21 protein-coding genes and 2 tRNA genes are annotated in these 19,481 nt (G+C 52.8%); 10 read left to right on the top strand and 13 right to left on the bottom strand.

Translation table 11 applies throughout. From position 1 onward, the window contains the following. Positions 1-112: 112 nt before the first annotated feature. Positions 113-769 carry an FtsH protease modulator YccA gene (yccA, locus tag QMZ30_RS24990; protein WP_034820380.1) on the bottom strand — a complete coding sequence of 219 codons (657 nt, stop codon included), beginning with the start codon at positions 767-769 and terminating at the stop codon, positions 113-115. Positions 770-993: 224 nt separating this feature from the next. On the opposite strand from yccA, the gene QMZ30_RS24985 reads away from it, so the two are divergent. The 3 genes from QMZ30_RS24985 (at position 994) to agp (ending at position 3,082) form a co-directional block, all read left to right on the top strand. Then, a tRNA-Ser gene (locus QMZ30_RS24985) sits at positions 994-1,081 on the top strand. Positions 1,082-1,115: 34 nt separating this feature from the next. Then, a tRNA-Ser gene (locus QMZ30_RS24980) sits at positions 1,116-1,203 on the top strand. A 256-nt stretch (positions 1,204-1,459) separates the two neighbouring features. Continuing rightward, positions 1,460-3,082, top strand: coding sequence for a bifunctional glucose-1-phosphatase/inositol phosphatase (gene agp, locus QMZ30_RS24975; protein WP_283229303.1), 1,623 nt, complete (start codon positions 1,460-1,462; stop codon positions 3,080-3,082). 49 nt (positions 3,083-3,131) lie between these two features. On the opposite strand, the gene QMZ30_RS24970 is transcribed toward agp, so the two are convergent. The 3 genes from QMZ30_RS24970 to wrbA are packed head-to-tail and all read right to left on the bottom strand — an operon-like array spanning position 3,132 to position 5,410. Beyond that, positions 3,132-4,505, bottom strand: coding sequence for an NAD-dependent succinate-semialdehyde dehydrogenase (locus QMZ30_RS24970; protein ID WP_283229302.1), 1,374 nt, complete (start codon positions 4,503-4,505; stop codon positions 3,132-3,134). A 54-nt stretch (positions 4,506-4,559) separates the two neighbouring features. Further along, complete coding sequence (locus QMZ30_RS24965) at positions 4,560-4,790, bottom strand: YccJ family protein (RefSeq protein WP_283229301.1); 231 nt, start codon at positions 4,788-4,790, stop codon at positions 4,560-4,562. A gap of 20 nt (positions 4,791-4,810) precedes the next feature. Beyond that, positions 4,811-5,410, bottom strand: coding sequence for an NAD(P)H:quinone oxidoreductase (gene wrbA / locus QMZ30_RS24960; RefSeq protein WP_283229300.1), 600 nt, complete (start codon positions 5,408-5,410; stop codon positions 4,811-4,813). 309 nt (positions 5,411-5,719) lie between these two features. Here wrbA and QMZ30_RS24955 point away from each other — a divergent pair, with 309 nt between their 5' ends. Both QMZ30_RS24955 and QMZ30_RS24950 read left to right on the top strand, forming a co-directional pair. Continuing rightward, complete coding sequence (locus QMZ30_RS24955) at positions 5,720-5,884, top strand: con-10 family general stress protein (RefSeq protein ID WP_071845623.1); 165 nt, start codon at positions 5,720-5,722, stop codon at positions 5,882-5,884. Between the two features lie 108 nt (positions 5,885-5,992). Then, positions 5,993-6,907, top strand: a complete 915-nt coding sequence (locus QMZ30_RS24950) for a DMT family transporter (protein WP_039328939.1) — start codon at positions 5,993-5,995, stop codon at positions 6,905-6,907. Here QMZ30_RS24950 and rutG read toward each other — a convergent pair. From rutG to rutA, 6 genes are read right to left on the bottom strand one after another with little or no spacing between them, the layout of a single operon-like run. After that, positions 6,904-8,229, bottom strand: coding sequence for a pyrimidine utilization transport protein G (rutG, locus tag QMZ30_RS24945; RefSeq protein WP_283229299.1), 1,326 nt, complete (start codon positions 8,227-8,229; stop codon positions 6,904-6,906). The genes QMZ30_RS24950 and rutG overlap by 4 nt on opposite strands. A 45-nt stretch (positions 8,230-8,274) precedes the next feature. Continuing rightward, the gene (gene rutF / locus QMZ30_RS24940; protein ID WP_283229298.1) at positions 8,275-8,796 is read right to left on the bottom strand and encodes an NADH-dependent FMN reductase RutF; all 522 of its coding nucleotides are present in this window, start codon (positions 8,794-8,796) and stop codon (positions 8,275-8,277) included. Positions 8,797-8,812: 16 nt separating this feature from the next. Beyond that, entirely contained in the window at positions 8,813-9,616 is an 804-nt protein-coding gene (rutD, locus tag QMZ30_RS24935; RefSeq protein WP_283229297.1) for a pyrimidine utilization protein D, read from the bottom strand. Further along, entirely contained in the window at positions 9,616-10,011 is a 396-nt protein-coding gene (gene rutC / locus QMZ30_RS24930; protein WP_058969380.1) for a pyrimidine utilization protein C, read from the bottom strand. The genes rutD and rutC overlap by 1 nt, the downstream gene beginning before the upstream one ends. Positions 10,012-10,054: 43 nt before the next feature. Next, positions 10,055-10,765 (bottom strand): pyrimidine utilization protein B, encoded by a 711-nt coding sequence (gene rutB, locus QMZ30_RS24925; RefSeq protein WP_283229296.1) that lies wholly within the window; start codon positions 10,763-10,765, stop codon positions 10,055-10,057. Then, a complete protein-coding gene (rutA, locus tag QMZ30_RS24920; protein WP_283229295.1) occupies positions 10,765-11,856 on the bottom strand; it encodes a pyrimidine utilization protein A in 1,092 nt (363 codons plus the stop codon). The genes rutB and rutA overlap by 1 nt, the downstream gene beginning before the upstream one ends. A 307-nt stretch (positions 11,857-12,163) precedes the next feature. On the opposite strand from rutA, the gene rutR reads away from it, so the two are divergent. Together rutR and QMZ30_RS24910 are read left to right on the top strand one after the other, a co-directional pair. After that, positions 12,164-12,799 carry an HTH-type transcriptional regulator RutR gene (gene rutR, locus QMZ30_RS24915; protein WP_039329002.1) on the top strand — a complete coding sequence of 212 codons (636 nt, stop codon included), beginning with the start codon at positions 12,164-12,166 and terminating at the stop codon, positions 12,797-12,799. 23 nt (positions 12,800-12,822) lie between these two features. After that, entirely contained in the window at positions 12,823-13,797 is a 975-nt protein-coding gene (locus tag QMZ30_RS24910; protein ID WP_283229294.1) for a metal-dependent hydrolase, read from the top strand. Between the two features lie 36 nt (positions 13,798-13,833). Here the strand turns inward: QMZ30_RS24910 and cycA are convergent, their stop codons facing one another. Then, entirely contained in the window at positions 13,834-15,225 is a 1,392-nt protein-coding gene (gene cycA, locus QMZ30_RS24905) for a D-serine/D-alanine/glycine transporter (RefSeq protein ID WP_283229293.1), read from the bottom strand. 282 nt (positions 15,226-15,507) lie between these two features. Between cycA and QMZ30_RS24900 the strand changes: the two genes are divergently transcribed. Then, on the top strand, positions 15,508-16,206 hold the full coding sequence (locus QMZ30_RS24900) for an extensin-like domain-containing protein (protein ID WP_283229292.1): 699 nt from the start codon (positions 15,508-15,510) through the stop codon (positions 16,204-16,206). Here the strand turns inward: QMZ30_RS24900 and QMZ30_RS24895 are convergent, their stop codons facing one another. Then, on the bottom strand, positions 16,207-16,941 hold the full coding sequence (locus QMZ30_RS24895) for a DUF4396 domain-containing protein (RefSeq protein ID WP_283229291.1): 735 nt from the start codon (positions 16,939-16,941) through the stop codon (positions 16,207-16,209). It abuts the gene before it with no gap. A 489-nt stretch (positions 16,942-17,430) separates the two neighbouring features. Here QMZ30_RS24895 and QMZ30_RS24890 point away from each other — a divergent pair, with 489 nt between their 5' ends. Both QMZ30_RS24890 and QMZ30_RS24885 read left to right on the top strand, forming a co-directional pair. Continuing rightward, the gene (locus QMZ30_RS24890; protein WP_283229290.1) at positions 17,431-18,153 is read left to right on the top strand and encodes an autoinducer binding domain-containing protein; all 723 of its coding nucleotides are present in this window, start codon (positions 17,431-17,433) and stop codon (positions 18,151-18,153) included. Between the two features lie 122 nt (positions 18,154-18,275). Then, complete coding sequence (locus tag QMZ30_RS24885) at positions 18,276-18,887, top strand: acyl-homoserine-lactone synthase (RefSeq protein WP_283229304.1); 612 nt, start codon at positions 18,276-18,278, stop codon at positions 18,885-18,887. Positions 18,888-18,917: 30 nt separating this feature from the next. Here QMZ30_RS24885 and QMZ30_RS24880 read toward each other — a convergent pair whose 3' ends face one another. Next, the gene (locus QMZ30_RS24880) at positions 18,918-19,145 is read right to left on the bottom strand and encodes a DUF2594 family protein (RefSeq protein WP_039328928.1); all 228 of its coding nucleotides are present in this window, start codon (positions 19,143-19,145) and stop codon (positions 18,918-18,920) included. Positions 19,146-19,481 lie beyond the last annotated feature (336 nt).

Here is a 19,481-nt window from a genome sequence, read left to right as displayed (position 1 = left end):
ATTGGTGGAACAATCAGTAGATCACATATCTCTATGCCTGTCTTATTTTACCCGCCCATTACTGGGGATTCCTCAGCGCCGAAGCGGGGTGAGGGACGCAATCTTTGGCGGCTTAATCTTTGCTGGCAAAGCCCAGCAGACTCAGCAAGCTGACAAAGATGTTATAGAGCGACACATACAGGCTGACTGTGGCGCGGATGTAGTTGGTTTCACCACCGTGGATGATGTTGCTGGTTTCCCACAGAATCGCACCGGCAGAGAACAGAATAAACAGGGCGCTAATTGCCAGGTGGAGTGCAGGCAATTGCAGGAAGATGTTGGCAACCACCGCAACCAGCAGCACCACGAAACCGGCCATCATCATTCCGCCCAGGAACGACATATCACGGCGGGTGGTCAGGACATAGGCTGAACAGCAGAAGAACACCAGCGCCGTTCCGCCTAGTGCCATGGCAATCACATCTCCCATGCCCGCGGCAAGGAAGGAGCTGAGTATTGGTCCCAGGCAGTAACCGAGGAAACCGGTAAAGGCAAAGGCGGCCAGAATGCCCGCAGGACTATTTGCCAGACGATAGGTCAGGAACATCAGACCATAAAAACCGACCAGCATCAGGATCAATCCTGGTGACGGTAAGGCAAACACGGTGCTGAGCGTGGCGGTGACCGCTGAGAACGCCAGCGTCAAGCCCAGTAAGAAGTAGGTATTGCGTAGCACTTTGTGGGTGCTGATCAGCGATTGCTGCTGCGACGAGCTAATTATTCTATCCATCATGCGCTCCATTATAGAGAGAGAACACCAAATATCGGTTGAGAATACGCAACGGCAGGAAAGCAGCAAAGGCGTTTTACCCATCTTTACGCGATAAATGGCTGTTTCATTGAGCAGAATGGCGATTTTGACAGCAAAAAAATGCATTTTGACTGTTTTTCAGGCGAACGATTCAATCGACGCTTTACATCGTTCGGGGGGATGTTTATAGTGCGCCTCATTGCGGAGGGGTGGCCGAGTGGCTTAAGGCAACGGTCTTGAAAACCGTCGATGGGAAACCATCCGAGAGTTCGAATCTCTCCTCCTCCGCCATCACTCTTACTGAGTGTCGTAACAAAAAATCCCCGGAGGGATGGCCGAGTGGCTTAAGGCAACGGTCTTGAAAACCGTCGATGGGAAACCATCCCAGAGTTCGAATCTCTGTTCCTCCGCCATATTAAAGAAGCCCGCAGCGATGCGGGCTTTTTGCTTTTCAGCGTTCAGAGATTCCTAAAAACATCCCTTTGCTTTTCAAACTGCTGCCGTTGCCCGACGGCACGCGCGATTACTGCTATAGTCCATTCACGGTTTTTGCAAACATCTGGCGATTTTCCGAGGCAAGCTGGGTTACACTGTGCGGTAATTCGCTCAATGGCGAGCTAATCGTTTGAATGCCAGAGTGTTTCACTGATGAATTATGGAATAGGCACAATGATCAAGAAACTGAGTCTTTGCGCGTTGTCAGTTATCGCTGCGCTCCCAATGGGTATGTCTGCTTATGCGGCAGAGGGGGATATGCAGCTGCAGCAGGTGCTGATGCTGAGTCGTCACAATTTACGTGCACCGTTGGCGAACAACGGTAGCGTGCTGGAGCAATCCACCAAGAAAAGCTGGCCACAATGGGATGTCCCCGGCGGCGAGCTGACCACCAAAGGTGGCGTGCTGGAAGTCTACATGGGTAACTATACCCGCCAGTGGCTGGCACAGCAGGGATTGGTGCAAAGCGGTACCTGTCCTGACAGTAGCAATATCTTCGTCTATGCCAATAGCCTGCAGCGCACTGTCGCGACCGCACAGTACTTTATTACTGGCGCGTTCCCAGGCTGTGATATCAGCGTTACCCATCAAGATGAGATGGGAACCATGGATCCGATCTTCAATCCGGTGATCACCGACGGCAGCGATGAATTCAACAAGAAAGCGCTGGCTGCGATGACGGCTGCCAATGAAAAGCTGGCGTTGAAACCGGCTTTCCAGCAGTTGGAAAAGATTGTTGATTACAAATCTGCACCAGCCTGTAACGGTAAAAAACAGTGTGATTTGAGCAGCGGTGACAACACCTTCAGTGCAGAAAACGGTAAAGAGCCGAACGTAAACGGCCCGCTGAAAATCGGTAACTCGCTGGTGGATGCCTTTACCCTGCAATATTACGAAGGTTTCCCTGCGGATCAGGTTGCCTGGGGGCAGATCAAAACGCCTGAGCAGTGGAAAGCGCTGGCCGCGATTAAAAATGGCTATCAGGACGCACTGTTTACCTCTCCCGATGTTGCGCGCGAAGTGGCCGCGCCGCTGGTGGATTACATCCGCAGCCAGTTAGTGGATCAAGACAAAGCCAATGCGCCGAAAGTCACGGTGATGGTGGGTCACGATTCCAACATCGCGTCGTTGCTGAGTGCATTGCAGGTTAAACCTTATGAACTGCCAGGCAACGATGAGAAAACGCCAATTGGTGGTCAGGTCGTCTTTGAGCGCTGGCATGATGCGAAGAACAATAAAGACCTACTGAAAGTGGAGTACGTTTATCAGACGGCTGAACAACTGCGCGATGCAGATGTGTTGAGTCTGAAAAATCCACCGAAGCGTGTCACGCTGCAACTGGCGGGATGTGATGCAGATGCCAATGGCTACTGCAGCTGGGACCAGTTCACTACCGCTTTAAACACCGCACTGCAGGGCACGCCTTTGCAACCGGCAGCGCCTGCACCCGCAGAACAGCCTGCTGCGCAACCTGCTCCCGCTGCAGCTGATGATGCGAAAGTGAAAGAAGACCAGGCTGCTGCTGATAAAGCAGCTGCCGATAAAGCTGCCGCGGATAAAGCCGCTGCTCAGAAAGCGGCAGATGCCAAAGCCGCCGATGAGAAGGTTAAAGCCGATAAAGCGGCTGCCCAGAAAGCCGCTGAGGAAAAAGCCAAAGCCGAGAAAGCCACTGCACAGAAAGCAGCAGAGGAAAAAGCGAAAGCCGATGCAGCAGCAGCCCAGAAAGCCCAGGCTGATGCCAAACCGGAAACTGATGCAACTAAACCCGCTCAGCAACCGGCACCGGCCAGCAACTAAGTGGTCAGGCAATGAAAAAACCCCGTCTCGACGGGGTTTTTTATTATGACTAGCCGGCCACCACCACCAGCTTCTGGTTGGCAAACTCTTTCAAGCCGAGATCGGAGAGTTCACGCCCATATCCCGAACGCTTCACGCCACCAAATGGCAATTCGGCTGCTGTGTCGCTCTGGGAGTTGATAAACACCATGCCGGTTTCAATCTGTGATGCCATATTGCGCCCACGCAGAATATCGCGCGTCCAGACCGAACCGCCTAATCCATAGTGAGAATCGTTAGCCAGGGCAACCGCAGTACGATCGTCCGCCACCACATACACTTGCGCCACGGGACCGAAAAACTCCTGATAATAGGCGGGATTATCCGGTGTCAGGCCAGTTAATACCGTTGGCTGGTAGTAGCAACCTACGCCTTCAATTACCTTACCGCCAAACTCCACGCGCGCACCCTGTTTCACCGCATCATCCACTTGTTTGACCAGGCGATCGCGTGCATCTTTCGAAGACAGTGGGCCCAGGGTAGTTTTCTCATCCAGCGGATCGCCCGGCGTCGCTGATTGCAGTGCCACGCTGAATTTTGCCATAAACTCACTGGCGATTTTTTCATGCAGGATAAAGCGCTTGGCTGCAGTACATACCTGACCACAGTTGCTCAAACGCGCCTGTGCTCCTTGTCGCACTGCCTCGTCGACATCGGCATCGTCCAGCACCACAAACACATCGTTTCCTCCCAATTCAAGGGTGGACTTTTTCAAATGCTTCCCGGCTTGTTCCGCCACCGCACTACCGGCGCGTTCAGAGCCGGTCAAGGCCACACCCTGGACGCGAGAGTCAGCAATCAAGTCTGCCACCTGTTCCGTAGAAATAAATAAGTTAGTCCAGGCCCCTTTGGGTGCACCGGCTTCCTCAACCAACTTTTCAAACACATCGGCACAGTGCGGCACAATATTGGCATGTTTTGCCAGCACCGGATTACCCAAGGCCAGATTGGGTGCCAGCACACGCATCAACTGGTAGTAGGGAAAATTCCATGGCTCGACGGCGACGATCACGCCAATCGGGTGGTACTCCAGCCACGCATCACCCACTGCGCTGGGGTAGGGCTGCGCTTGCAACAGATGCGCAGCGTGTTCGGCATAATAGCGCGCGATCTGGGCGCAAATTTTCACTTCCCCCCGGCTCTGGCCAATCAGCTTGCCCATCTCTTTACTGGCGATGGTGGCGAGTTCATCAACACGTTGATCGATTAAATCCGCGAGCTTATGCAGCACCTGCAAACGCGGTTGCATATCGCCTTTACTCCACGCGGAATGATAGAGCGCATCTGCGGTGCTGAGGGCTTGCTGCATAAAAGTGTCATCATGCGCGGGCCACGTTTTCAGCAATTCATTATTGGCCGGATTGATACTTTGATAGGCTGACATAAAGGGTTCCTTGGCATGTAAAAATGACAAAGGCGGGACCAGCCCGCCTGTGATTTAAACGTTCTTACGCTCGACCGTCTTGTCGTCCCACGTCAAAACGTCTTGATCCGTCTTGTCAAAAGCGCGGAGCAGCACATCATCGCTTCCTTGCTGACGCCAGATTTCTTCCGCGAGTCGTTCGTCATAGTCCGCCACTTCAAATATTGCTTCAGCAATTTCGGGTGAGGTGTGGCGCAGCGTGGCCCATTCGCCCACGTGGTGAGCTTTTGACTGTTCTGTGGCCATAAAGGTCTCCTGTAGTGGATTTATCCTTGCAGTTTTACCGCCAGTCCGGCGACGTATTGGCCCTGATATCGGGCAATTTCCAGTTCTTCAGCAGAGGGCTGGCGTGAACCATCGCCACCCGCGATGGTGGTGGCGCCATAAGGTGTCCCGCCGCGAACCTGAGAAATATCGAAGAGTTGTTTGGTGCCGTAGCCAATGGGCACAATCACCATGCCGTGATGGGCGAGAGTGGTCCACACCGACGTAATGGTCTGTTCCTGACCGCCCCCAGTACCGGTGGACGCAAAGACACTGGCGAGTTTGCTGTAAAGCGCGCCTGAGGCCCATAAACCGCCGGTGCGGTCCCAGAAGTTGCGCATCTGTCCGGCCATGTTGCCGAAGCGGGTCGGTGTGCCAACAATAATTGCGTCATACTGCGGTAGATCTTCCGGTTTCGCCTCTGCAGCGGCTTGATTAACCTTGCCACCGACCTGCGCAAACCGTTCAGCTTCCATGCTTTCAGGTACGCGTAATATCGTCACCTCTGCGCCGCTCACGCTTTTTGCGCCTTCAGCCACGGCTTGCGCCATGGTTTCGATATGCCCATACATGGAATAATAAAGCACCAAAATTTTTGCCATGGTTTCCATCCTGCTGAGAGTGATGAGTATTCAGAAGTATAGAAGAGCTTACGCGAGGTGCTGTGCAGAGGTAGGGCAAGCCGATTAACCGTTACGCTAAATACCGGGCTAACCGCCTGTATGCTGGCGCTTTATCTGGCTTTGATTGAATAAATAAGATGATTATGTGTTTCAAAGTATGAATATCAGCAAGATCTTGCGCTTGATTGGCTATTCTTTCAGCAGGCGGTAAGGACATTCCACCGCCTTGCTTTTCACCTCATTGGATGAAAAGTCCTAACCACAGATGCTCAATCCCTGGAGGAAATGATGGCTCAACATCGTGGAGGATCAGGCAACTTCGCCGAAGACCGTGAGAGAGCTGCAGAAGCTGGCCGCAAAGGCGGTAAAAACAGTGGCGGTAATTTTAGAAACGATCCGCAACGCGCTTCTGAAGCGGGTGAGAAAGGGGGGCGCAGTCGTAGTAAGAAATAATACGGCTGTGATGTTCCCCTCCGCCGGGTTTATCCCGGCGGTCACAGCGATTGCAATTGCCCCACGTGATGAGCAAAAATAACCGCCAATTGATTATTCTGGTGCGTTATGTCCGTTTCCACTTCTCGTTTCAGCCTACGTATTTCTCGTCAGGAGCTGGTTCTTATTTTCATCACCATGGTCTGGGGTGGAACCTTCCTGGTCGTACATCGGGCGATGGCTCATTCTGGTCCCTTTTTCTTTGTTGGGCTGCGTTTTGCTACGGCATCGCTGATTCTGGCCTTTTTTTTCCGTCGCTACCTTAAGCAGATGACCTGGCTGGAAATCAAAGCCGGCACGCTGATCGGGCTGGCCATTGCCGGGGGCTATGGTCTTCAGACCTGGGGTATGCAAACCATATCGAGTAGTCAATCGGCCTTTCTGACGGCGCTCTATGTGCCGGTGGTCCCGTTACTGCAATGGCTGTTTCTGCGCCGCCCGCCGGGGTTGATGGCGTGGATGGGGATTCTGTTGGCCTTTACCGGACTTGTGCTGGTGGCAGGGCCACAAGATGGCAGCCTGACGTTGAATGCGGGCGAAATCGCTACGCTGCTTAGCACGCTGGCGATTGCAGCAGAAATTATTTTGATCAGCCGTTATGCCGGTGAAGTTGATGTACGCCGTGTCACCTTGATTCAGCTGATGGTGGCTTCAGCCTGCGCATTTGTCTTTATGATCCCCAATGGCGAATCAGTGCCAACTCTGTCCGCGCCGCTGTTGTTCAGCGCACTGGGTCTGGGTGCGGCAAGTGCGCTGATTCAGGTCACCATGAACTGGGCGCAGCGCAGTGTCTCTCCGACGCGGGCAACGGTGATTTATGCGGGTGAACCGGTTTGGGCAGGGGTTGTAGGACGCATTGCGGGCGAGCGACTGCCTGCGGCGGCATTGCTGGGGGGCGCGCTGATTGTCTGCGGCGTGATCGTCAGTGAACTGCGGCTGCGACGGAAGAAAGCGGTGCCCGATCAGGCACCGCAAGAACCTTAAGGCTGCGGTCGTGCCGCCTGGTTTGCCAGTGCGGCACCTCGACGTTTGAGAATCGCATTGAGGATAATGGCCCCAAAAGTGGCTGTACCAATGCCGCCGATGGTGAAGCTGCCAATTTTCAACGAGAAATCCCCCGCGCCGAGCACTAGCGTAGTGGCAACCATGATCAGATTGCCGTTTTGGCTGAAATCAACGTGGTTCTGCACCCAGATGCGCGCACCCGCCACGGCGATTAAACCAAATACCACAATCGATGCCCCGCCAATTACCGGTCCAGGGATGGTGTGAATCAAGGCGCCAAATTTCGGTGAGAAGCCCAATACCAGGGCGATAACTGCTGCCGCAACAAATGCCAGCGTTGAGTAGACTTTGGTCACCGCCATTACACCGATATTTTCCGCATAGGTGGTGACGCCACTGCCGCCCATTGAACCCGAAAGCATGGTCGCCAGGCCATCACCCACAAACGCACGGCCCATCCAGGGATCAAGGTTACGCCCCGTCATACCTGCTACCGCTTTAATATGACCCAGATTCTCCGCCACCAGAATGATCGCGACAGGGGCAATCATCACAATCGCTTGCATATCAAATACCGGAGCCGTGGTGTGAGGCAGTCCAAACCAGGGGGCAGTGGCCAGGCCACTGAAATCCACCGGTTTACCGAAGCCCATCACATTGGTCAGCAGTGCATAGAGAGCCCAGGCGACAATCAACCCAACCAGAATCAGCAGACGTTGAACCATGCCGCGAGTAAACACCGCCACCACACCGATACACAGCACGGTCATCACTGCCATCCAGCTGTCGAACATCGATGCCGACACACCGTGCACCGCAATCGGCGCCAGATTGAGGCCAATCGCCATCACCACCGCGCCCGTCACCACCGGTGGCATAAGACGTTCAATCCAGCCGGTGCCCACTTTCATCACCACGAAACCAATCAAGGTGTAGAGGGCACCGCAGGCAATCACTCCGCCTAAAGCCAGCGCCAGATTGGGGTTTAGCCCTTGTCCGTTAAATCCGGTGACGGCAATGATCACCCCGACAAACGCCGCACTGGAGCCCAGATAGCTGGGTACGCGGCCACCGGTGACCACAAAGAACAGCAACGTACCGATACCGGAAACCAGAATCGCCAGATTGGGGTCCAGTCCCATTAACAGCGGCATCAGTACCGTTGCGCCAAACATTGCTACAGCATGCTGCAGTCCAAGGACAACGGTCTGCCCGAGTGGCAGCGTTTCATCCGGCGCAATCAGCCCATTTTCAGTCATGGCTGACTTTTTCTGCCAGCGGGGGAACCAGGAATTCGCCATCTTGCTCTCCAGGATGTCAGTGGGATTGGGCCGCACAAGGCGGCATTAGCGGGCATCCTGCCGCAAAAGGTGATGATATCCACGGTCAAACCATGCCAGGCCATGCGAGTCGTCGTTGCGTGCTAATGCCAATACTTCACAGAACAGCACATCATGTGTACCGACGCTGACCACCTGCGAGACTTTACAATCGAATGAGACCAGCGCGCCCTCCAGCAGAGGAGAGCCGGTCGCCAGCGTGTGCCATCCTGCCTCAGCGAAACGCTCTGACATCGGCGTTTTACCGCCAAATAGCGTAGAGAGCGCTTCGTGACCGGCGGCCAGGGTGTTGACACACAAGTGGCCGTTGTCGCGGAACGTTGGCCACACCGAAGCGGAACGATTAAGACACACCAGCAGCGTTGGCGGCGAGTCGGTTACGCTGCAAACGGCAGAAGCGGTAAAGCCCGCACGGCCTGCCGGGCCATCGGTGGTGATGATGTTCACTGCGGAGCCCAGCCGCGCCATGGCATTGCGAAACGCATCGCGGTCTACTTCAGGTACCACCGGCAATTCATGCACACTCATGTCATTGCTCCTGTTATCAACTGACCGCACGACGGGGAAGGGGAGCCGTTTCTGCCAACCAGCCCAGTAGCAGCGAGTTAAAGGTATCGGCATCGGTCACGCTCATCGCGTGGCCACCCCAAGCCATCTCAATCAGACTGCCAGCAGGCAGCGCTTGCGCCAGCTGTGGTGAACAACTCCACGGCACCAGCAGGTCGTCCTGACTGTAAATCGCCAGCACCGGCTGGGTGATTTTTGCCACATACGGGCGAAAATCGCAGTTCATCAGTGCATGCAGGCGGCGCAGCAGATTCTCCATGCCCTGGAAATGTGCCACGTGATGCGCATCTTCAGCGCAGATACGCGCCTGATGGCGTGCCAGCCATTCGGCGGGATAAAGGAACAGTGGCTGAGCACGCACAAAGGCTTCAACCCCCACGTTTAGCAGCAGATCCTGACGCACCTGGAAGCAGCGCTGCGTGTGGGCATCTAAAGAGAGCCAGCCGTTGATCACCACCACGCGACCTACACGTTCAGGGAAATCAAGCGCCAGTTGCAGTCCGATCAACCCACCCAGCGCGTGCCCGACAATGTCGTAATGTTGAATGTCATGCTGTTGCAAGGCGTCGGCCAGTTCTGCCGCCATCATGGCCATGCTGTAACCTTCGGGCAGCGTATCCGGGCTGCGCCCGGTGCCTCGCTGATCGTAAGTCACCACCCGATAATGCGGCGTGAGCGCAGCCAACTGCGGCTGCCAGAATCCGGCCACGCCGCCCAGCCCAGAAGAGAGCACCAGCGTGGGCGCATCCTCGGCCGTTAATCCCTGAATCTCAAGATGCATTACGCCTCCGGTTTGCCGATGTGCGCCACGCTGGCGATTTCTACCAAGGCTTCAGGTTTCACCAGACCACACTGGATACAGAAGCGAGCCGGTTTATCGCCGGGGAAGTATTCTGCATAAACCGTATTAATCGCCGCGTAGTTGCTCCAGTCAGTGAGGAAGATAGAGTTAAAGGTGACGTCACTCATCTCGCCACCGGCGGTTTCAATCACCTTTTTAATCGTCTCCAGTACATGACGTGTCTGTGCTGCTGCATCGCCAACGTGCACTACATTGTTGCTGGCATCGAACGGCAGGGTGCCCGAAACGTACACCACACCGTCGGCCAGCGTCCCAGGCACAAATGGGGCGATGGGGGTACCGCTCCCGGCTGGAATAATCACACTCTTCGGCATCGCTATTGTCCTTTTCGTTATGGTTTTGCAGGTGAAAGTGGTTTTAGCCTTTCAAGGCTTCGCAGAACGTGTCGGTGTCGCTGACCCAGCCAAAGAAGGTTTCGATGTTGAAGATCGCGGCCTGCTGTGCAAAGGCCGGTCCCGCCTGGTACGTGGCATCTTCCAGTACCACGCCGAAGTACTCGAGGAAGAAGCCATCACGCAGCGTCGATTCCACGCAGACGTTAGTGGCGATGCCGGTAAACACCAGATGGCGAATGCCGCGGCTGCGCAGCATGCTGTCGAGTGGCGTGTTGAAAAAACCGCTGTAGCGGGGTTTCGGCAATACAATGTCACCCGGTTGCGGGGTCAGTTCATCCACCAGAGCGTAATCCCAGCCCCCTTTTGACAGCAGGGTGCCCTGCAACTCTGGACGTTTGCGCATAGTTTTGAGCGCGTTGGACTTGTGGAAGTTTGGCGAACCGGCATCACCGGCTTCCACATACTGATCGTCCCAGCCGTTCTGGAACCAGATGATCTGCACGCCCGCAGCACGTGCAGCGGTGACCGCCTGATGAATTTTGCCGATCACCGGTTTGGTCGCGGAGACGTCAAACCCTGCAAGATCGAGATACCCGCCTTCGGTGGCATAGGCGTTTTGCATGTCCACCACAATTAGCGCGCTCTGTGCTGGCGGCAGCGCAATGGCTTCCGGGCGAGCGGGCAAGGTAATGTTCGGTAAGCTGGACGTATGGGCGCAAACAACAGTACTCATCAGGCAACCTCCTTCTGCGAAGCGATTAACTCTTGGCGACATTTCATCAGTGGCTGGATGCGTTCTCCGAAGGCCTCAATCCCCTCCAGGAAATCATCAAAGGTCAGTAACACGCCCTGCGCGCCATCGACCAAAGCAACCTCATCCAACATTCGTGCCACATTGGCGTAAGAACCGACCAGCGTGCCCATATTAATGTTGACCGCTGAAGTGGGATCGGCCATCTGGCGCACATTGGTATCACTGCCGGATTTGGTGTCTTGCTGGCTTTGCGTGGTCAGCCAGGCAAGGGCCTCTTCGTCAGCACCGGCTTTGTAATGCTCCCATTTGGCACGAGCGGCTTCGTCGGTTTCGGCGGCAATGATCATAAACAGCACGTAGGAACCCACATCGCGACCCGCATTATCTGCCGCTTGTTTCATGCGTGCGGCTGTTGGTGCGAAGGCCGTTGGTGTGTTGACGCCTTTACCAAAGCAGAAGTTGTAATCTGCGTGCTGCGCGGAGAAGGCCATGCCGGCATCGCTCTGCCCGGCACAAATCACCTTCATCGGTTTTTGTGGCTGTGGGCTGACGCGACAGTCGTTCATGGTGAAAAACTCCCCTTTGAAGTCGCTTTGACCGCTGCCCCATAAATCGCGCAGTACCGTGACGTACTCCGTCAGGTATTGGTATCGGCTGGAGAAGTATTCATCGCCGGGCCAGAGCCCCATCTGTTCATACTCAGGCTTTTGCCAGCCAGTAACGAGATTGACGCCAAAGCGACCATTCGAGATGGAGTCGATGGTGGAAGCCATGCGCGCCACAATCGCTGGCGGCAGCGTCAGGGTGGCTGCGGTGGCATAAATTTCAATGCGTGAGGTCACCGCCGCGAGTCCCGCCATCAGGGTGAAGGATTCGAGGTTGTGATCCCAAAACTCGGTTTTCCCACCGAAGCCGCGCAGTTTGATCATCGATAGCGCGAAGTCGAAGTGATAGTGCTCGGCCTTCAGCACAATCTCTTTATTCAGTTCAAAAGTCGGTTTGTACTGTGGCGCATGGGTGGAGATGAGCCAGCCATTATTGCCAATCGGGATAAAGACGCCAATTTTCATGTGAAACCTCTCTGCAATGAACGGGAACTGCTTCACGCGCTGCGCTGCTTCCTGCACGCATCCTGCTGGCGGCGCTCAGTCACAAAATTGCAAAGCCTGTGCCACATTTTTAAAAGCCTTTAACAACAATGTGTTAAAAAAGTGAGGTGAGATAAAATGGAGTAAGTGGTCCAAAACAGACCGTTTGGTCAAAACGTCATGCACATTTTTCATGCGTATCATGGTCAAAAAAGGTGCATATCGGCGATTAGGCAGGAATCAAGGCCTTTGTTATGATGCGATGACGCAGGATGGAAGAGGTAACAGTGTGAAAAGCGATGAAAAAAAGCCAGGGCGACGCTCGCGCGCAGTGGCGGCAAAACGTGCCGCGATTCTGGAAGCGGCGTTAGCCTTCTTCTCGCAATACGGTATTCATGGCACCAGCCTCGATAAAGTGGCGGAGCGCGCCGATGTCTCGAAGACCAATTTACTTTACTACTATCCGTCAAAAGAGCTGTTGTATGTGGCGGTACTGAAAGAGATTCTGGATGTGTGGCTGGCCCCATTACGCGCCTTGCAGCATGATCACGACCCGTTAACTGCAATTCGGAAATATATCCGTCTTAAACTGGAAGTGTCGCGCGACCACCCACAGGCATCACGCCTGTTTTGTCTGGAGATGCTCCAAGGCGCGCCCTTGCTGAAAGGTGAATTAGCCGGGGACTTAAAAGCGCTGGTGGATGAGAAGGCAGCGATTATTGAGCAGTGGATCGCTGAAGGCCGCTTAGCCGGCGTGCAACCACAGCATCTGTTTTTCCTGCTGTGGGCCACAACACAGCATTACGCTGATTTTGCCTCGCAGGTGGAAGCGATTACCGGCCAGACCTTAAGTGACCCTGAGTTCTTTGAGCAGACGCTGGATAATGTACAGCGCATGATTATTGAAGGGATCCGCGTGCGCTGATCCCGCTTTTGCCAGGAGAGTGCATGGATTCGCTATCGCAGTTAACGTTGGGCGCGGCGGTCACCGTCGCCGTGATGGGCAAACGTGTGCCGCTGTGGCAATCGGCGTTGGTCGGCGCTATCGCCGGTACCTTGCCCGATCTCGATGTGTTTATCGATCACGGCGATGCCATCCGCAATATGACGCTGCATCGCACTGAAAGCCATGCATTGCTTTTGCTGACGCTGGTGGCGCCGTTGCTTGGCTGGCTGGTCGCTCGTGCCACACGCAGCCGTGAATACTGGCGCAATTGGTGTCTGGCAATCTGGCTGGCGTTGATCACCCATCCTTTGCTCGATCTAACAACGGTATACGGTACGCAATTGGGCTTACCCTTTACCGATTTCCCCTACGCTATCGGCAGTATGTACATCATCGACCCACTGTATACCTTGCCGCTGTTGATAGCCCTGGTGATTGCATTAGGGCGGCGTGACAGGGTGGGATTGCGCTGGAACCAGGCAGGATTGCTGGTGAGCACGCTCTATCTAGGCTGGAGCATGGTGGTGCAGTGTGTGGCAACGCGGCATATTGAACAGGATTTGCTGCAGCAGTCTGTCACGCCACAGCAGGTGCTGGTGACCCCCACGGCCTTTAATACTTTGGTGTGGCGCACCGTGATCATGACACCGGACCAGTATGGCGAGGCGTATTGGTCATTAATGTCCCCGGACCGTCCGCTTGAGATTAGCTGGCACTCTCGTCATTCAGAGCTGTTCGCTGCTTTCAAAGGCCAGTGGCATGCTGAGCGCGTGGCATGGTTTAGCCATGGTTTTTACGCCATGAAGCAGCAGGGTGAGGACATTTTGATGTCGGATTTACGCATGGGCGAGGCGCCGAATTACACCTTTACCTTTAATCTGGGATCGCCACAATCCCCTGTTCTGGCACCAGAAAGAGAACCTTCGGTACGACCCTCGCTGGTGCAGGCATGGCATAAACTGCGGGAGCGGTTATAAAAAAGCCCCATAAAGGGGCCTTTTATATGAGCTGAATCAGGCTTTACGACGACGTAACAGCCAGCCCATGGTCAGAATGACGAACCACAGTGGCGTCACCATCAGCGCCTGACGAGTATCTTCCTGCAAAGTCAGTAGCACTAATACAAAGGCGAAGAACGCCATGCATACCCAGCACATAAACTTGCCCAACGGCATCTTAAACTTCGATTTCGCATGGCGTTGTGGATGCTGTTTGCGGTAAGCGAGGTAGCTGCACAGGATAATAGTCCAGACGAACATGAACAGAATCGCCGAAACCGTGGTGACCATGGTGAATACGGTCATCACATCCGGGATCAGGTAAATCAGCGCCACGCCACCCAGTAAGCAGAAGCAAGAGAAGAATAAGCCGGTAGTTGGAACGGCGCGAGCAGACAAGCGACCAAAGGCTTTATGTGCCACGCCCATCTCAGCCAGACCAAACAGCATACGGCTGGTGGAGAAAATACCGCTGTTAGCTGACGATGCTGCAGAGGTCAGTACCACAAAGTTAACGATGCTGGCCGCGGCAGGTAATCCGATTAACACAAACATCTCTACAAACGGGCTACGGTTTGGCAGCACCTGGTTCCACGGCGTCACAGCCATGATCACCAACAGCGCCAGCACGTAAAACATAATGATACGAATCGGGATGGCATTGATCGCGCGTGGCAGCACTTTGTGCGGATCTTTGGTCTCTGCTGCTGCGGTACCCACTAATTCGACGCCGACAAAGGCAAACACGGCAATCTGGAAACCAGCAAAGAAGCCACTCAGGCCTTTCGGGAACATGCCGCCGTGATCCCAGATATTACTTAATGACGCAGTGGTGCCACCGGGTGATGGATAATGCATGGCGACCAACACAATACCGGTCACGATCAGCGCCACAATCGCCACGATTTTGATAATCGCGAACCAGAACTCCATCTCACCAAATAATTTCACGGTGGCGATGTTGAGGGCCAGGAACACGAAGATACACAGCAGGGCACTCATCCACACGGAAAAGCCAGGGAACCACAGTTGGAAATAGGAGCTAATCGCCACCACGTCCGCAATCCCGGTCACCACCCAACAGAACCAGTAGGTCCAGCCGGTAAAGTACCCCGCCCACGGACCAAGCAGATCAGCGGCGAAATCGCTAAAGGATTTGTACTCGAGATTGGAGAGCAGCAACTCACCCATCGCGCGCATCACAAAAAACAGCATAAAACCGATGATCATATAAACAAAAATGATCGACGGACCGGCCAGGCTAATGGTTTTGCCCGACCCCATAAAGAGCCCGGTACCGATAGCGCCGCCGATGGCGATGAGCTGAATATGACGGTTATGCAAACTACGTTGGAGTTTTTCCGGTTGGTTGGCCTCAATAAGCGCCTCTTTGGATTGATCAACCATAAATATATCTTTCCTGTTTTGATGTTGTGTCAGCTCTGCTGGCTGTTTGATAACGTGCCGCTGTAAGGGCAAGTGGCATAAGATAGTGGAAAGGCAGTGACTCTCGGTAATTGTTTTTTAACAATTGTGAGCTTTTACGCGCTTTACTCTGTCAGTAATTATTTACATGGGATCTTCATCCGGTAATTTGCGTAAATCTTCCGCAATAAAGCCTTTTTTACGTTGTTTTACCCTTCGCCTCCTACACTTACGAGTTCGTTTAAAAAGAAAGGGTGAGGTATTGTGCGAGCAATCATTGCCATAGCCATTCTGGCGTTGTGCGGCTGGTGGAGCATTCCCTGGCTGAAAACGCATTTGCCCGCGCAATGGAATCCCTTCACGCCATTGGCCATGACCGACCCACCGGGTTGGATGATGCGCTATAAACTACAACGACTCAGTCGCGACCCTGTGGCCTGCCTTGCGGTGCTGGAAAGAGCGAAACAGCAGGGCTTCATTCAATACCGTATTGTGCCTACTCTCCAGGGCGATTGCCCCCTGGAGCAGCCGCTGCGCGTAAGTGGGTTTGGTGAGGTGGGGTTGAGCAGCACTTTCCTTGCCAGCTGTCCGATGGCCGTGAGCAGCACTCTGTTTGTGGTGAACAGTCAACTGGCCTTAAAGCAGGCAGGAATCAACAGCCCACTTAGCCGTATTGCGCATGTGGGGAGCTATGCGTGCCGCAATATTTATCATCGCCAGCAAGGGCGCTTAAGTGAACATGCGACGGCGGATGCTTGGGATATCAGCGGATTTCAACTGGCCAATGGCCGCTGGTTACAGGTGGGGAAGAACTGGCAACAACCCGCTGATGCGGCAACGGCCTTGCATGCACTGTGGCGCACGGGTTGCGCCACCTTTGGTAATGCGCTAGGGCCGGACTACAACGCCGCTCATGCCGCACATTTCCACCTTGGTATGCGCGGGGCAGGTTACTGTCGTTGACTAAACGGCGGGATTAAGCCCACGTTTTATCAGGAAATGATTAGCAGGCCAGGAGAACAGGAAGCCAATCATCATCGCTAATTGCAACATAAACCAGAATCCTACCAGGAATGGATTGATCTGCTGGTTAAGCACGAACTTTAGGGCCAGCGCCATAAAGATAAAAATGCCTAATTGATAAATCAGCAGCGGAAAAGTTTCTGTTTTTAATGCTAATAATAAGGCCCGGCCAAATGAACGTTTTTCACGTTGGCGAATGGCGAGAAACTGCAAAAATAAACCGACCAGCAAGGAAACTATCACGCAAATAACCCCCTGAAGCCAAAGCGTGGGGTTAATAGCGAACTGGTTTAGCAAAGTGACTATCGGGATTGTCATTATATCGCCGAATATACAGGCAGCGGCAGATAATGAAGTGGAAATAAATATGGTTTGCCAGCTAGCGTAACCCTGTATTTTTTGCGGAACCAGCAGCGCAAGTTTAACCTGTCGCGAAGGTTTACGACCCAGATACCACCATGCAAGCCAGCCAATGAAGGGCATATACAAGCCCGTGAGTGGCCAGATGATATTCATCACCGCCACGGGATGCGGATGACGGAAAAGGTCTTTTAAGATCATCAGGGCTGTGCAGCCGCCCAATACAAGGAAAGGTAATGCCAACTGGTTCAACATAGTCAGTTCCGCTCTTATCCCAAAAACGCGCGACAATGCGGCTGAGTCTTGCTGCGGCATTGTCTCCCCTTTGCTAAATCCCGTGGCATGATGCACCGCTATCCTCTAAGAGTAGCTGGAAAAGAGGGTGACGGAAATCACGCTGTACTGTTCACCGCAGAAGCCACAAAGATTAAGAATGAACCTTATCACCGCCTCTCTTTAAATATCCCCGCACCTTAAGTATCCGCCTTGATAGTGAGTGATTTCGGTTAATGACGATGCTAAAAATTTATCAATCTAATGATAATTTTCGATGAATCGGGTGATTGAAACATCTTCAGAAAAATCCTATTCTAATCAGCCAAGACGATTAAAATTGTGAAGCTATTGGCAAAAAATACCTGCTCGCACACTCTCATTACGGTAACGCATTGACATCTGGATAGTTATGATTGTTACCGCAAGTGCTGCTTTCATTTCAATCAATATTTTTTCTCATGTTAATTAATTTTTATGTTAATCAGAACGAATAACAAGGTAAAAGCGTGAAACAACGCTGAGGCAATAATGACTACCGATAATTATTTCGTCTGGCGAGGCGAAACTGAAAATGAATTTCAGGCGCTGACGGAAGTGTTGCAATTGAAAGCGCTATTACAAAAGCACATAGAAGCGTTGGGTTTTGATTCATTCGCTTTTTTGGTTCAGCACCCGGTGCCTTTTACCCGACCTCGTGTGTTTTTGTTTAGTACTTACCCTGAAAGCTGGGTAAAGCGCTATGAAAGCGAAAATTATTATACCGTGGATCCGGTGCTGCTACTTTGCCAGCGGCCGGGACGTGGCGTGGAATGGACGCGTGATTTATTTACTGGCGCAGGCAATTTGTGGGCTGAGGCTAACGCAGCAGGGCTCAATAGCGGCTTTTCCTGTTCAGCAATGGCGTCAAATCGTGCCATTGGTATATTATCTATTGCATCATCGATTCATAGTCAGACTCAACACTTACGCGTTCAGCTAGAAGTGAAACTTCATTTCCTGGCGGAACTGAGTTTGCGCGTGCTGGAGCGGTTGAACGATAGCTCTATGGCAGTTTTATCTAATGATTTTAGTCAACGCGAACTGGAAATCCTGAAATGGACGGCAGAAGGGAAAACCTCTGCGGAAATTTCACTTATTTTAGCGATATCTGAACATACGGTGAACTTTCACCAAAAGAATATGCAAAAGCGTTTTAATGTTTCCAATAAAACGCAGATTGCCTGTTATGCAGCAGCGATTGGCTTGATATAGCAAAAAGGCAACTACTAATTTTAGTAGTTCCCAGCCAAAGGTCAGTTGTCTACCCTGCGCCGGAACTTTGCCAGGCTGGCGCAAAGAAATCATTGCAAACATGGGGATGTCAGAGGCGCATGATGAAAATAATTCAAACACAGCTTAAGGATATGCCGTCCTCTTTGTTGGCCGAATTGGGAACTTACCGGTATAGCGTTTTTGCGCGTGGAGAAGGATGGTCTATTCCTCCGAGGCTGAGCACGCCTGGACAGGAATACGATCGATTCGATCGTTCCGATGTCACCTGGCTGATAGCCTGGAACGCACGCCAGGGTATCTGCGGGTGCGCGCGTCTGCTGCCCTGGCATGAGCCTGAAGTGCCCGAAGGCATCGTGCTGCCGTTTGATCAAAACAAAGTGTGGGAAATGTCGCGCTTTTCGGCCCGTCTTGAAGTAGACGCAGAGTTGCCACTCAATATTTTATGGCATTCAGTGCAGATGGCAGAATTGAATGGCATGGATTTTCTGATTAGTTCAGCCACGCCGATGCTGGAGAAAATGTTTGAACGGCATCAGGTGGTGTACGAACCGCTGTCACCCGGTTTGATCCAATCTGAAGATAATTTGTTTGCCATCAAGATTCCGGTTCAGCAACCGGCACTGGCAGAGAAGTATCGCGGCACACGGCGTTTTGGACCTGAAGAAGTGTTACCGACACTGGGTGTGTCGGTCAACTGGCAGGCTCATAGCTAATCACCCCGCACCATGTGCGGGGCTGGCCGCTTACTGACGATAAGCGGTTTTGATTTGGCGAATGGTGTTGCTAAACACTTCCGCCTGCGGTTTATCAACTAATGCGCTCTGCACATAGCGCTCCATATTGATAATCACTTTGCCCGCATCGGCTTGACCCATACCTTTCAGGATCAGCGTCACCATCATTTTCAGACAGGCCACTTCATCTGCCAGCGCCTGGGTTTCCTGCGAAGTTGAAAAGTCTTCATCACTCATAATTGACTCCTTGGTGGTGTTACTCGATGTTGACACATTACCTGTGCGTAAAAAACAGAGTATATCATAAGGTTGTTTGAGGAATTTAGGCCAGGCGAAGCGGTAAATGTCATGCGGGTGATTAATTGCTGTTCGCGCTATTTATCACCAGAGAAGAATGAAAAAAAGCCCCTATTTATTTCGTCGTGATATCACAGGCGTGAGAAAATGTTATAAATTATAACATAATGATATTAATCACAATTTTGAATTTTAATTCTTGCATGTTAATGCGTTATTCACAAATGACAAGGGCCGAGTGGGCCTAATTGATTTACATCATTTCAATTGGGATTT

The organism is Pantoea sp. EA-12, from assembly GCF_030053355.1.
Classification (GTDB): Bacteria; Pseudomonadota; Gammaproteobacteria; order Enterobacterales; family Enterobacteriaceae; genus Pantoea; species Pantoea vagans_C.
Note: the sequence above shows the minus strand (reverse complement) of the source record. Positions and strands in the feature narration are given on the sequence as shown.